The following is a 14,053-nucleotide window of genomic DNA, read 5'->3' on the forward strand; positions in this document are numbered from 1 at the left end:
TTACTCACTATAACCTCCAGCAAGGGACGCGCCGAGCACGAAACCGGCACCGAATATTGCACCCAACGCAGTGCCGATTGCAGCCCCCGGTCCTGCACCTGGCCCACACCCAATTGCGATGGTGGCGATGCAACCGACCGCAGCCCCGATCCCCGTTCCGACGCCTGTTGCAAGAAGGAAGTCCGCTCCCGCCAGCCTCCAATTATAGAGGCCAGTCGGATCACTGCCGTTGATCGGATCGGCACCCGCAAAGGCGTAGCGGTTGGCGTTCGTTGAGCTGAGGGGTGCATCGAGGGTGTCGCGTTCGATCCATGCCCCAGTGATGCTGGACTGCCAACGGTAGCCGAACTTGGTGAGCCCGGTGTCGGTGTTGCTCGAGCGGAGCCCGACCTTGAACCCGTAGGGGTTCTGCTGCCACTGCGCACTGTCGCCGCCAACGGTCACGGTTTCAACGCCGTAGGGGTCGTAGGAGACGGTGTACGCGGTCTTCCCGGTGTCGGCGATCGCGGCGGCCGGGCTGCCGCTGCCGTCGATGACCCACATGCTCGTGGTGCCGTCGGTGGTCTGCAGGTCCAGCGGCTGCCCGTTCCCCGGGTCGCTGATGACCGACGCAGTCCCGGTGCCCGCGATGGTGCGGCTGGTGATCACGGGGACACCGTTGGAGTCGGACGTGCCATACGTGTAGTCGTACTCGGTTCCCCCGTCGGTGGCCTGCGAGAGCAGCTTGTTCATGTTGCCGCCGGCGTACTCGTAACGGGTGGTGACGCCGTCCTTCGTGGAGGACGTCATCTGCTGCGCCCCGTTGTAGGTGAACGTCTGCCCGGGCGCCTTCACCAAGTTGCCGACACCGTCGTACGCGTAGCCGTCAGAGGTGATCTGCCCGACGGTGTTGTAGGTCAGCGTCTGCGAGCTGGTGACGTCGCCGCCGCGCTTGGCGGTGAGCCGGTTCCCGGCCGCGTCGTAGGTGTACGCCCACGTGATGTTCGTCGCACCGCCGGCCTGCGCGGCCTTGGTGAGGCGACTGTTCGAGTCGTACGTGTACGTGGTGGTCTGCTGGGTGATGTTGTCCTTGACCCACTGGATCTTGTCCGTGGCGTTCGCACTGTTCGTCGCCGAGCAGTCGCCCCCGGCGTCGATCCCGGTGATGTAGCAGTACGTCAGGCTCACGACGGGCTTGGACGGGTCGTCGGCGTTCACGGCGCGAACACCGGTGACGTGGTCGGACACGCCGTAGGTGATCGTCTGGTGCGCCTGCCACGACGTCGGGTCCTTGGTCGGATCCGTGTTCTCGACAGCGCCGAGCCAGGCGTCGGTGCGGCGGCCGTGGTCGTCGTTCTTGTAGACCTGCTTCGCCGTACCGCCGTTCGCGGTCGGGTAGGTGGTGCGGGTCAGGACATTGGCGACGTCGTAGTCGTGCGTGACGGTGCCGTGGGCGTCGGTGACCTTGGCCGTGTTGCCGGCGAGGTCGTAGCCGTAGGACACGGTGCCACCGCCGGCGGTGTTCACGGTCGAGGTGAGCCGGTTCCGCTGGTCGTAGGTGTTGGTGATGGTGCCGGTCGCGGATTGCTCGGTGAGCTGATTGCCGTTCCCGTCGTAGGTGTTCGTCACCGTTGCGGTGCCGTCATCGAACGAAGTCGTCAGCAGCCGGTCGTCGTTGTCGTACGAGTACGTCGTGACGCCGCCGTCACCGTCGGTGTGGTTCTTCACACGGCCGAAGTCGTCGTAGGAGTACTTCTGTTCCCCGACCGTGTTGGCCGGCGCCGTGATGGCGAGCAGCTGGTCGTGGGTGTCGTACGAATACGTCGTCTTCCGATCACCGTCGCCGGGAGCCGTCGCGGACTTCACCGCACCCCACGCATACGGGTCGGTGCCCTTCTTGTTGTACTCGAGCTCTGCCTTCGCCGCCTCCGGACCGGAGCCGCCCGTGGCGGTCGACGTTCGGTTGCCGGGGCCGTCGTAGCCGTAGTTGGTCTCATTACCCGAGCTGTCGGTGACCTTTGACGGCAGGTAGGCAGCCGATCCGGAACCGTACGTCGCCGAGTTCTTCGTGCCCGCGCCGGACTCCGACTGCGTCAGCGACTGCTCGTTGTTCGCCCCGTAGGTGTTCTTCGACGTCGATGCGCTTGCGCCCGCGCCGACACTCGAGTTCTCGACGCCGTTGTTCGTGGACTTGTAGGAGCGGGACTGTTCCCGCTTCGCGGCGTCGACGACGTTCGTGACGAGATCGTTCCCGTCGAGGGTGTAGTTGGTGTACTTCGTGTCCGCCACAGCGACCGACTGATCGGACCGCGGGTCAGCAACCAGCGTGGTGGTGTCGTCCTTGAACGAGAATCGCGTCACAGCGGTCCCCGGCGAGCCGGCAGTGGTGTTGCGCTGTTCGACCTTCGTGACCCGGTCGGACGAGTCGTACGTGAACGCCGTCACGCCACCCTCGGGCGCCGTGATCGAGGTCAGGTTTCCGCTGGTGTACGCGAACGTGGTCTTCTTGCCGAGCGCGTCCGTGTACGTGGTGATGTCGCCGGTGCTGTTCTTCGTCCACGACACGCTCCGCGAGCTCGAGCCACTGGTCTGCGAGAACGTCTGCACACCGTTGGCGTACGACGAGTTCGCCGTCCGGGCCCCGGTGACACCCGCGGTCGAGACGAGGGACTTCAGGGTGAAGCCCGGCTCGTCGGAGTTGAAGCTGATCTGGTTCTTGTTCCGGTCCACGATCGAGGTGGGCTGACCCGCGAGGTTGAAGTGCGTCGTCGAGTTCGACGTCCACCCCTTCAACGTGTACTCGTGCGTCGTGCTGTTGTCGACGCGGGTCAGGGTCTGCTGCAGACCAGCCGGGCTGGTGAAAGCGCCCTGCGCCCCGGACGGACGGAACTGCCACGTCGTCCCGACGGCGTCCGTGTAGATGACACCGTCGGCGTTCGCGGTGAGGTCCCCAGCGCCGGCGAGGGCGTACTGCCACCGGTTCGCGTCCATCGTGTTGGTGTCACCGACGGTGGTGCTGCGCGAGTTGTACGCGGCGCCGATCGTGGTGTTCTCGGTCACTCCCGGCAGGCTCATCGCAGTCGTGCTGACCAGAAGGTTGCCGGTGCCGACGTCGACGGACGCGTTGGTCTGGTCCGTGATCGGGAACGGGAGTGTCGTCGCCGAGGTTCGTTTGCCGGTCCGGTTCGTCTCACCCGGGCCGCCGGGCAGCGAGTTGTACGCACCCTGCAGGTCCACGAGGTAGTCCATCGCCCCCTTGCCCATGTTCTTGATGCGGATCTTCCCGTTCGCCCCCACCGGAGCGACCACGGTGTTCGACACCTTCGAGGTCTTGTCACTGCTGATCGCCGACGAGGTCGGCTCAGCCGCACCATCGGCCCACATCTTCGCGTACGAGTCCGCACCGCTGTCGTTGACCGCAGTGAACGTCACCGCGGCAGCCGACAAGCCGCCCTCAACGGTCGGGGCGCCCTGGACGCCACCGACCTGCACCGTGAACGAGGCACCCGAAGCGATGCTCGCGGTCTTGCGGGTGTCGATGAGGCGACCGTTCAACGGGGTGAAACCACCGCCCGGGTTCGACTTGAGGAAGTAGCCCTGGATGTCGACGACGAGGTCGATCTTCCCGCCCTCCGCGGCGGTGTCGATGCTGAACTTCCCGTCGGCGTTCAACGCGACCTGCGCGTTCATCGCCGTCTCGAGGTCCTCATTCGAGTTGTAGTTGAGGACGCCGGTGCTCCGGGTCTCACCGGTGGGCGTCGGACGGACGTAGCCGGCCTTGCCCGATCGGTTGATGACGATGATGTTCACCGCGACCGCCGCGGCACCCTCGGGGATGCCGTTCGAGCCCGTCGCCTGGATCGTGCGCTGCGAACCCGCGGGGATCTGCCCCTGCGCGCCACCGATCCCGCCACGAGAGTCGAGCACGCGCGACGGGGACATCGCCACGAACCCACCGGCCGAGACACCGTTCTTCGTCGACGTGTAGTAGCCGGTGATGTCGATGATGACCTTCGACTGCGCCGTCTCGGTCCGCACCTGGATCGTGCCGTCGTCCGCGACCGCGAGCAGCCCGGTGTTCGACCGGTTCCCACCGACACCGGAGTTGTAGATCATCAGCAGCGTCGTCGTGTCGGCATCGTCGGCACGCATCTGCAGCTGCCCCGACCCCTTCGGGTCAGCGACCGTGACCATCATCGTCACGGCGCCGATCCCCGACGACGGGAGCCCGGCGGCTCCGGCGATCTTCACCGTGCGGAACGTCCCTGCCGACGTCGCACCTTCCAGCACGCGGGCGTTCGAAGGCATCGGCACGTACTGCCCGCCCGTCCCGGTCACCACAGCCTGTGCCGATGTCGGCTGCGACACCACCACCAACAACGAACCCAGCAGGGCGACCAACGCCACCACCGCCAGCATCACTCCACGAACACGACCGGACCACGACGCAGCGAACACGCTCAAGAAACCCCTCTTGCGGCTGCTGCAGCTCACCAGTCCCTGCGACGGTGCTGTGCAGCCACACAGCACGTTACGGAGCTTCGCTCACGCATGCTCCCCCACATCGGGGGGTCGATAGTTGCATGATGGAACCGATAAGACCGGCCCAGAAACACCGGGGTTCCGCGCCCCCACGGCGCCGGACTCGGAACGGTGATCTTCACGGGTACTGCAACGATCCGCGCGATCCGGACACCGGACGCGGGCTGCAGCCTCCCGAGCTGTCGGAGCAGGACGGTAACGTGCCGCCATGCACTGGGGGGACACCGGACTCGATGACGACCAGATCGCGTTCGTGCAGGAGACGCTCCACGATGCCGTCGTCGTGGCCGATGACTCGTGGGGGCTCCTCGACACCAGGGTCCTGCACATCCGCGCTGGCGACGACGGCTTCACCGTGAAGGCCTCCGGCCCGACCAACACGCACTTCCCCCGCGAGCTCGAAGCGCACCGCACCGCCACCGCCGCGCTCCGAGCGAGCGGGGACACCGGTGCCCTCGTCGCGGCGAACGAGGAGCACCGCGTCCTCGTGCTCGAACGCGTCCCCGGGCACCTCGCCCTCGGGACCCCGGACGAGCACGATCCAGACGTCCACCGTCAGGCCGGATCACTGCTCCGACGACTGCACGACCAGGACACCCGCCAGGACCCGACGTTCCTGCAGCATGAGCAGGCGAAGGCACTGGCCGCCCTCGACGCACCGCACCGGATCCCCGACGACGTGGTCGCCCGCGCACGAGCGGCACTGCGCGCGCTCCCGAACGACACCTCGACGCAGTCCCTCGTCCCGACCCACGGCGACTTCCACCCGCGCAACTGGATCGTCGACGGCGGCCGACTGCGCGTCATCGACTTCGGCCGGTTCGGCTGGCGCCCCGCGTCCTTCGACCTCACCCGCCTCGCGGTGCTGCACTGGCAGCACGATCCCAGGCTCGAAGCGGCGTTCTTCGACGGGTACGGCGACGATCCGCGCACTCCGGACGCGTGGCGCTGGCTCCAACTCCGCGAAGCAGTGGGGACGGCGACCTGGGCCTACGCGGTCGGCGACGAGGGCTTCGAAGCCCAGGGCCACGACATGCTCCAGGGCGCCCTCGCCGCGTTCTGACCCGTCAGACCGGAACGCAGCTCACGGCACCCGCACGAACCGCGGCGCCCCACGGTCCCGCAGTCGGAAGCCGAGGTGCTGGTAGAGCCCGATCGCACCGGTGTTCCCGGCGGCCGCGTGCATCAGCGGGGTCTCGCCCCGCTCGCGGATCCCGTGCGCGACGGCGAGCACGAGCCGCCGCCCGAACCCCTGCCCCCGGTACGCCTCGTCCGTGCACACCGCGCTGATCTCGGTCCACCCCGGCGGGTGCAGGCGCTCCCCCGCCATCGCGACGAGCCGTCCGTCCCGCCGGATGCCCAGGTAGGTGCCGAGCTCGATCGTCCGCGGCAGGAACGGCCCGGGCTTCGTCCGCTCGACCAGGGCGGTCATCTCCGGCACGTCGTCGGGCGTCAGCACGACGGCCTCGAGGTCCGGTGCACCCTCGATCGCCTCACCGGTCAGCTGCACGCCGCCGGCACCCTCGACGAGCTCCCACCCCTCGGGCAGGACGGCAGCCGCACCGACGCCGAGCATCCCGCCCGACCCGAGCAGCGCCCGGACGTCCTCCCAGTCCTGCGCGGTCGGCTGTGCGGGGATCCCCGTCCACACCGACACATCGGTCTGGTAGCGGACGACGTCGCCGCGCCGCTCGGCGAACCGCGCGTGGTGGCTGTTCAGCGCGGCCATGGCGGGCGCGTCGAGCACCCGCGTCGGGGTGCCGTCGTCGGCGATCGTCAGGTCGAGGGTCCGGAGCGCCTCGCCCCGGGAGTCTCCGCCGCGGAACCCGAGGTCCTCGATCCGCCGACGATCGCCGTCCGCCCACCCGGCGGTGTCCGCGACCACGCCCGAGGCGTACTGGTTCGTGGCACGGTGGACGACCTGCTCGACGTCCGCTGCCGAGGCCACGAGGACCTCTCCGGGTCGCGTCAGGTCAGTGGTCGTCATCCCACCATTGTCCGCCCGCGGCGAGCGCCGCCGGCGCATCGTTGCACCCGGTGACGGCACGGTGCGAAGTTGACCACCCGGTGCGAGGAAACAAGCTCGCACCGAGCGTGCAACCTCGCACCACGAAGAACCCGCGCGCGCACCAGACCAGCACCGAGCACCCCGCCCCGCCAGGCCTCACCCCAGCCGCGCCGCCACGAACTCCACCATCCGCCTCACGAGCAGCGCCTGCGACGCCGCCCGCCGGTACTCGTGCCCCTCACCCTCGAGCTCCAGGTACTCCACGTCGTGCGCCCGCTCCCGCAGCGCCGCGACCACCTGGTGCGCCTCACCGATCGGCACGTTCGTGTCGAGCTCCCCGTGCACGACGAGCAACGGCGCCGTGACGTCGTCGATCGCCCGCATCGGCGACAGGGCCGCGAGCAGGGCTTCGTCCTCGACGGGGTGGCCGTACTTCGTGGCGGCAGCGGCCGCGATCCACGGTTCGGTGTCCCGGTAGAAGGTCGCGAAGTCGCTCATCCCGCACACCGCGACCCCGGCCGCGAACACGTCGGGCGTGAACGCCAGGGACGCCAAGGTCGCGTACCCGCCGTACGAGCGCCCCTCGACGGCGACCCGGGAGCGATCGGCGTACCCGTTGGTCACCAGGAACCGCGCGCAGTCGACGACGTCGGCGAGCGCGTTCCACCGCAGCGCCAGGTCGTCGGCGTGCACGAACTCGTGACCGTACCCGGAGGACCCGCGGATGTTCGGCGCGAACACGGTCACCCCGGCGGCGGCGAGCGCCTGGTGCTGCGGCGAGAACGTGGGGCGTTCCTGCGACTCCGGTCCGCCGTGCAGGTGGACGAGCGCTGCGCGCGGGCCGGGAGGCACGGCAGCAGCAGCACGAGCGCCGACGGCCGACGACGTGGCCGGCTCCACGGCCCGGTACAGCCAGCCGGTCAGGTCCAGTCCGTCACGGGCGGCGAACCGCTCGAGCGTCGGCTCGACCAGCTGCACGTCCGGCAGCGCGGGGACGTCGGTGACCCGGCTCCAGGTCAGCGCGTTCGTGTCGAGCCGCCAGAGTTCGCGCGGTCGGGTCGGCCCCTCGATCGCGAGCAGCACGCTCCGGCCGTCGCGGCTGAGCACCGGGTCGGTGACGACGTACCCGGGCAGGTCCGGCACGGGGGTGCGCGAGGCGTCGTGCGTGTTGATGAGGTCGAGTTCACTGCGACCGTCGACGTTCCAGACGAGCAGCAGGGTGCGGCCGGCGTCGTCGGCGTCCAGGTACTCGAGCTCGGCGTCGTCGCGCTCGACGATCCGCCGGGGTGTGCCGCGCCAGCCGTGCGGCCCGACCGGCTGCGCGACGAGTCCGCGGCGGGGCAGTCCGGCCTCGGTGGCGACGTAGGCGACGAGCGGGCTCGTCTCGCTCGCGGGCGAGGGCCGCAGGAACGCGATCTCGGCGGACCCGTCGGGGTCGTCGGCGAACAGGGCGTGGCTCTCGTCGGTCAGCCGGTCGACGACGACCACGAACTCCTGGCCGCGCTGCCCGTCGCTCAGCACGACGAGCCGTTCCTCCACTGACAGGTCGAGGATGTGGATGAGCTCCCCCACGGCCAGGTCGTCGCGGTCCCCGGTGACCGGGTCGACCAGGTACGCACGGGCCGGCTGCTCGGGCTCGGTCGAGGGCAGCGTGATGACGACCCGGTGCCCGCTGCGGCTCCACGGCCCGAGTTCGGCGTGCTGGTACCGCGAGCCGGCGATCTGCGCGGCGTCGGTGCCGTCCGGCCGCACCACCCAGACCTGCTGCTTCACGCCGCCGTCGGTCGCGATGGCGACGGCGAGCCACTCCCCGTCGGACGACCAGGACACCCGGATCACCGGGTCGTCCGAGAGCGCGATCCGCACCGGTTCCGGCAGCTCGCGGTCGACGACGACGTCCTGCACGAAGACCTCGGGGGTGCCGTGCCGGTCGCTCACGAACGCCACCCGCCGGGCGTTCCGGGTCATGGTCGGTCCCCACGACCCCCAGGCGGCGGTGAGCTGTGCACCCAGGTCGGCCGCGGCCGTGGTGGTGACCGACGGCTCGACGGTGGCCGACGACGCGACGCCCTGCGCGCCTCCAGTCCGGACGGCACCCACGGTCACCGCACCCCCTGCTGCTGCAGCCACATCTCGATCAGGCCGAGCTGCCAGAGCGCGTTCGCGCCGATCGCGGTCCTGGTGCTGTTCGGGTCCTGCAGCATCCGCTCGACGGTGGCGGGGTCGAAGAGCCCGCGCTCCCGCGCCTCGGGTGCGTGCAGCGCGTCGCGGACGCGCTCCAGGTACGGGCCCTCGAGCTGCCGGATGGCGGGGACCGGGAACGAGCCCTTGCTGCGGTCGATGACGGCGTCGGGCACGATCCCGCGCGAGGCGCGCTTCATCACGCCCTTGCCGCCGTCGGTGAGCTTCATCGACGGCGGGATCACGGCGGCGAGCTCGACGAACTCGTGGTCCAGGAACGGCACGCGGGCCTCGAGCCCCCACGCCATCGTCATGTTGTCGACCCGCTTCACCGGGTCGTCGACGAGCATGATCGTCGTGTCGCTGCGGAGCGCGGCATCCACGCTCGTCTCCGCGCCCGGCCGTGCGAACTGGCGGTCCACGAACGCCGACGGGGTGTCGTCGTCGCTCTTCCACCGCTCCCCGAGCAGGCCCTGCAGCGCCGGCCACCGGCGGTCCATGAACACGGAGCGGTAGGCCTCGGCGGCGTGGTCGCGCGGCACGTCGGCGAGCGGCGGGTACCAGTCGTAGCCGGCGAGCACCTCGTCGGCGCCCTGGCCGGACTGCACCACCTTGACGTGCTGCGAGACCTCCTGCGACAGCAGGTAGAAGGCGACGCAGTCGTGGCTGACCATGGGCTCGCTCATGGCGGCGACCGCACCGTCGATGCCGTCGAGCAGCCGCGACGAGGGGATGTGGATGCGGTGGTGGTCGGTGCCGAAGTGCCGGGCGACCTGGTCGGAGTACTCGAACTCGTCGCCGGATTCACCACCGGCCGCCTCGAACCCGATGCTGAACGTGGCGAGGTCCTGCTGCCCGGCCTCGGCGAGCAGCCCCACGACGAGCGAGGAGTCGATCCCGCCGGAGAGCAGCACCCCGACGGGGACATCAGCCACCATCCGGCGCTCCACGGCGGTGCGGAGCGAGCCGATGAACGCCTGCTCCCAGTCGCGCTCGGACCAGTCGGCCCTGGCGGGGTCGCGCTCGAAGCGGGGCTCCCAGTAGACGGTGTCGTGCGCGGTGCCGTCGGGCTCGATCACCCGGACGGTCGCGGGCGGGAGCTTGCCGACGCCGGACAGGATCGTGCGGGGCGCAGGGACGATGGAGTGGAAGCTCATGTACGAGGCGAAGGCGACGGGGTCGATGGACGTGTCGACGTCCGACCCGCCGTCCGTTCCGCCGTCTCCAGCCAGGATCGCGGGCAGGGAGCTCGCGAACCGGAGCCCGCCCGGGACGGGCGCGACGTAGAGCGGCTTGATCCCGAGCCGGTCCCGCGCCAGCACCAGCCGGCCGCTGGCGTGCTCCCAGATGGCGATGGCGAACATCCCGATCAGGTGGTCGACGAACGCGGTGCCCCACTCGGCGTACGCCAGGGCGATGACCTCGGTGTCCGACGTCGACGCGAACCGGTGCCCCTTGCCGTGCAGCTCGTCGCGGAGCTGCCGGTAGTTGTAGACCATCCCGTTGTAGGCGATCGTCAGCCCCGCCTCGACCAGCACCATCGGCTGCGCGCCCGCGGTGGACAGGTCGACGATGGACAGCCGTCGGTGCCCGAGCGCGACCGGGCCGCGAGCCCACAGGCCGTCACCGTCCGGGCCGCGGTGCGTCATGCAGCCGGTCATCCGGGCGACCGCGCCGACGTCCGGCGCTCGGCCGTCGAACCGGATCTCACCCGCGAGTCCACACATCAGCGCTCTCCCTCGGTGTCCGCCACAGCGGAGTCCGTGTCCGCCGGGGCGTTCCCGACGATCCACGTGTCCTTCGCGCCGCCGCCCTGCGACGAGTTGACGACCATGCTGCCCTCGGGTGCGACGCGGGTCAGGGCCACGTCGGCCAGGTGCACGTCGTCCGGTCCGGTCCCCGTCGCGTACACGAAGGCCCGCAGGTCCACGTGCCGCGGGTCGAGCCCGGCCGGTCCGATCGTCGGGTGCGAGGAAAGCTGCACCACCTCCTGCCCCACCCACCCGGCGGGGTCCGCGGCGATCTCGCGCCGTCGTTCGGCGACCTCGGGGGCGCTCGCGCTCGGTCCGATCAGGACCCCGCGGCCACCCTCGCCGTCGACCGGCTTCGTGACGAGTTCGCCGACGCGGTCCAGGACCGACAGCCGTTCGACCTCGATGCTCGTGCGGTACGTCGGCACGGACGCCAGCAGGGGTTTCTCGTCCAGGTAGTACCAGATCAGGTCCGGCACGGTGACGTACATCGCCTTGTCGTCGACCAGCGCGTTGCCCGGCGCGTTCGCCAGGTAGACGCGTCCTGCCTCCGCCGCGTCGAGGATCCGCGCACCGAGGTCGGGAGCGTGCTCTGCCGTCAGCGCGCTGACGTCGCGGTCGATCCGCAGGTACAGCCCGTCGAGCACGTCACCCGTCGTCGCGTCGACCACGCGTCCGTCACGGACGTCCAGGTCCGACCCGGACACCAGGCGCAGCCCGGCCCCGTCGGCCAGCCTGCGGTGCTCGAACCACGCGCCGGCGGCGGGGCCGTCACTGACCAGCGCGATCACCGGGTCGGTCGCGCCCGTCACCGCGGTGGTGTTCGCGCAGAGGGTCCGGCGCAACCGGTCGGTCACGCCGTGCGGATCGCGCAGGTTCGCCGGCCGCGGGGCGTCCGGCACGACGTCGTCCATCAGCTCGCGCAGGGCGATGCCGTACGCGACGCCCGAGGGCGAGCGGACGTTGTCCTCGAGCACCCGCCAGCCGCCGAACTCGTTGCGCACCAGGTCGAACCCGAGCACCGGCGCACGGACCGCGGTCGCCGGCAGCCGCGTGGCGTCCGGGTCCCAGCCCTTCGCACCGACGAAGTGGTCCGCGTCCAGCACGCCGTCGGCCACGATCCGCCGATCGCCGTACGCGTCGCGCAGGAACAGTTCGATCGCGCGGGACCGCTGCCCCAGGCCACGCTCGAGCTGCGACCACTCGTAGGCGCTGATCGTCCGGGGCACCAGGTCACAGCCGAACGCCTGCGCCCCGCCGTCGACCACGAAGCCGACCTGGTGCTCGCGGGTCCAGGCGTCGCGGGCGGTGCAACGGTCGATCGCGGTCTCGGCGTCCCAGCCGTCGAAGAAGGCAGCCAGGTCTCGGAACGCCGGTCGGGGTCGCGCCCCGGGGCCGACCGCCTCGTCGCCGGCACGGACGCGGTACCCGGGGAGCGGGACCACCGGGTCCTCGTCGCGTCCGGACGGCAGCCCCGCGGTGTCCTCCACCACCAGGGCGACGACGTCGTCGATCTCCCCGCGCTCGGCGTACGCGGTGCGCTGCCGATCGGTGGAGTTGCCGCGGGCCAGGGTGGCGTCGAGCAGCTCCGTCACCGTGCCCCAGTCGCCGAGCTCCTCGAGCTCCGGGCGCAGGCGGGACACGAGCTGGCGCACCGCGACCTCGGCGGGCAGGCGTTCGGGGTGCTGCCCGAGGCCGACCAGCTCGCCGCTCAGCCCGGAGCGGGCGGCCTGCCACATCGCCGCACGGTGCAGCGGTTCGCTGCGCGGGTGCCACTCGGCGCCGGACACGACCGACTTCTCGGCCTTGCGCACGGCGGCGCGGAAGAGTCCGGCGATGAGCACGGCGTCGTCCACCACCGGGGTCGCGTCGCAGACCCGCAGCTCGAGCGTCGGCGCGTGTGACGACGGCCGGACGTCGAAGTAGGCCATCTTCTTGTCGGCGATCACGCCCGAGGCGATCAGGTCGTCGAGCACCCGGTCGTACTCGGCGGCGTCCTCCACCGGGCCGAAGCTGCCGGCCGACGGCCACCGCTGCCAGATGATGCTCCGGAACGAGGCGTACCCGGTGTCCTGCCCGTTCCAGAACGGACTCGACGCACTCAGGGCCAGCAGCACCGGGAGCACCGGTGCCACCCGCTGGGCGATCAGCACCGCCAGGTCGCGGTCGCTCACCCCGACGTGCACCTGCAGGCCGCAGATGAGCTGCTCGTCGACGAGCATCCGGTACTGCTCCTGCATCCGGCCGTACCGCCCGCCGGCGCTCAGCTCGAAGTCGGCGTACTCCGACCTCGGCGCGGTGCCGACGGCGGCGATCGTGACCCCGGCCGGGGCGATCGCGGCACTGAGCTCGCTGCGCAGGTCGACGATCACCCGCCGCAGGTCGTCGAGGGTCCGCACCACCGGGGTGTTCGTCTCGATCGTCGTGCGCTGCAGCTCCGCGCCGAAACGGTCGGTGGGCAGCTTGGGCAGAAGGCGGGGGGCCTTCGCGGAAAGTCGGCCGGACTCGAGGTCGATGAGGTGCAGCTCTTCCTCGGCGCCGAGCGTCAGCTCTGCACTCATGGCTGGAACCTACGCGAGACGCCCGTGCCGTGTCTGCCGCGGCACTCCCCCGACTCACACTCGTAACACGCCCGCGGGGTGCGGTCACGGCACCGTGCGACACTCACTCCGTGACCCAGACCAGGACCGGCCCCCGACACGAACACCGGGCACCGGTCGCCGCGGCGGTGCTGGTCAACCTGGCGCTCAGCCTGTTCCTGCCCGACGAGGTGCTGTTCTTCCCGTCGTGGGTCGTGCCGGTGCTCGGCGTCCTGCTGCTCACCCCGCTGATCGTCTTCAACCCGCGGCGCCTGACCCGCGAGACCACCTGGTCCCGGTGGGTGTCCTTCGCGCTGGCGGGACTGCTGACCGTCGCGAGCCAGCTCACGGTGATCCGGACGATCACCGAGTTGCTGGGCGGCCACGCGGACGGAGCGGCCGTGCTGCTCACCGCTCTGCAGGTGTGGGTGAGCACGATCATCGTGTTCGGGCTCGTCTACTGGGAGCTCGACCGCGGGGGTCCGGTGGCCCGGCGACGCCCCGAACTGTGGTCGAGCGCCGAAGCGGACTTCCAGTTCCCGCAGGAAACCGACCCGAAGACCGCCGACTGGCGCCCGGTCTACCTCGACTACCTCTACGTCGCGATGACGAACATGATGGCCTTCAGCCCCACAGACACGATGCCGATGACCGTCCGGGCGAAGATGATCATGGCCTACCAGGCGCTCAGCGGGTTCATCCTGCTGGCGCTGGTCATCTCGCGCGCGGTCAACATCATCAGCTGACACCGCGCTCCGGACCGGCGGAACCACGGACGGGAGGCACGGTGCCAGCTGGCACCGTGCCTCCCGTCCGTCGTCCGGTCGCCGCTACTGCGGGTCGTCGGGCTCGCCGCCCGAGTCGACGTCGCTGTCCTGCTGCGGGTCCTTCGTCGCGTCACCCGTCGACGACCCGTCCGGCAGGTCCTCGGTGTACTGCTGCTGGGTCTCGGTGGGATCGCTCGATCCGTCCGGTGTCGTCGAATCAGTCATGGCCCGGACGGTACGCGGACC

At 70.4% G+C, this 14,053-nt stretch carries 8 protein-coding genes; 2 read left to right on the forward strand and 6 right to left on the reverse strand.

All coding sequences use genetic code 11. The annotated features are described in order from the left end of the window. Positions 1 to 4,230 carry an RHS repeat-associated core domain-containing protein gene (locus ASF75_RS14860; RefSeq protein WP_162243028.1) on the reverse strand — a complete coding sequence of 1,410 codons (4,230 nt, stop codon included), beginning with the start codon at positions 4,228 to 4,230 and terminating at the stop codon, positions 1 to 3. A 499-nt stretch (positions 4,231 to 4,729) separates the two neighbouring features. Between ASF75_RS14860 and ASF75_RS14865 the strand changes: the two genes are divergently transcribed. Continuing rightward, positions 4,730 to 5,584 (forward strand): aminoglycoside phosphotransferase family protein, encoded by an 855-nt coding sequence (locus ASF75_RS14865; protein ID WP_056072670.1) that lies wholly within the window; start codon positions 4,730 to 4,732, stop codon positions 5,582 to 5,584. A gap of 21 nt (positions 5,585 to 5,605) precedes the next feature. Here the strand turns inward: ASF75_RS14865 and ASF75_RS14870 are convergent, their stop codons facing one another. The 4 genes from ASF75_RS14870 to ASF75_RS14885 form a co-directional block, all read right to left on the reverse strand. Beyond that, positions 5,606 to 6,508 (reverse strand): GNAT family N-acetyltransferase, encoded by a 903-nt coding sequence (locus ASF75_RS14870; protein WP_071249947.1) that lies wholly within the window; start codon positions 6,506 to 6,508, stop codon positions 5,606 to 5,608. A 177-nt stretch (positions 6,509 to 6,685) separates the two neighbouring features. Further along, the gene (locus ASF75_RS14875) at positions 6,686 to 8,659 is read right to left on the reverse strand and encodes a S9 family peptidase (protein WP_235517700.1); all 1,974 of its coding nucleotides are present in this window, start codon (positions 8,657 to 8,659) and stop codon (positions 6,686 to 6,688) included. Next, on the reverse strand, positions 8,632 to 10,437 hold the full coding sequence (locus ASF75_RS14880) for an N-acetylglutaminylglutamine amidotransferase (RefSeq protein ID WP_056072677.1): 1,806 nt from the start codon (positions 10,435 to 10,437) through the stop codon (positions 8,632 to 8,634). The genes ASF75_RS14875 and ASF75_RS14880 overlap by 28 nt, the downstream gene beginning before the upstream one ends. Continuing rightward, a complete protein-coding gene (locus ASF75_RS14885; protein ID WP_056072679.1) occupies positions 10,437 to 13,022 on the reverse strand; it encodes a carboxylate--amine ligase/circularly permuted type 2 ATP-grasp protein in 2,586 nt (861 codons plus the stop codon). The genes ASF75_RS14880 and ASF75_RS14885 overlap by 1 nt, the downstream gene beginning before the upstream one ends. Positions 13,023 to 13,132: 110 nt before the next feature. On the opposite strand from ASF75_RS14885, the gene ASF75_RS14890 reads away from it, so the two are divergent. After that, on the forward strand, positions 13,133 to 13,786 hold the full coding sequence (locus ASF75_RS14890; protein WP_042539994.1) for a DUF1345 domain-containing protein: 654 nt from the start codon (positions 13,133 to 13,135) through the stop codon (positions 13,784 to 13,786). Between the two features lie 84 nt (positions 13,787 to 13,870). Here the strand turns inward: ASF75_RS14890 and ASF75_RS14895 are convergent, their stop codons facing one another. Next, positions 13,871 to 14,032: a hypothetical protein gene (locus tag ASF75_RS14895; protein WP_156463914.1), complete on the reverse strand. Its 162-nt coding sequence runs from the start codon at positions 14,030 to 14,032 to the stop codon at positions 13,871 to 13,873. Positions 14,033 to 14,053: the final 21 nt, after the last annotated feature.

Origin of the sequence: Curtobacterium sp. Leaf154 (genome assembly GCF_001424595.1) — a bacterium.
Classification (GTDB): domain Bacteria; phylum Actinomycetota; class Actinomycetes; order Actinomycetales; family Microbacteriaceae; genus Curtobacterium; species Curtobacterium poinsettiae.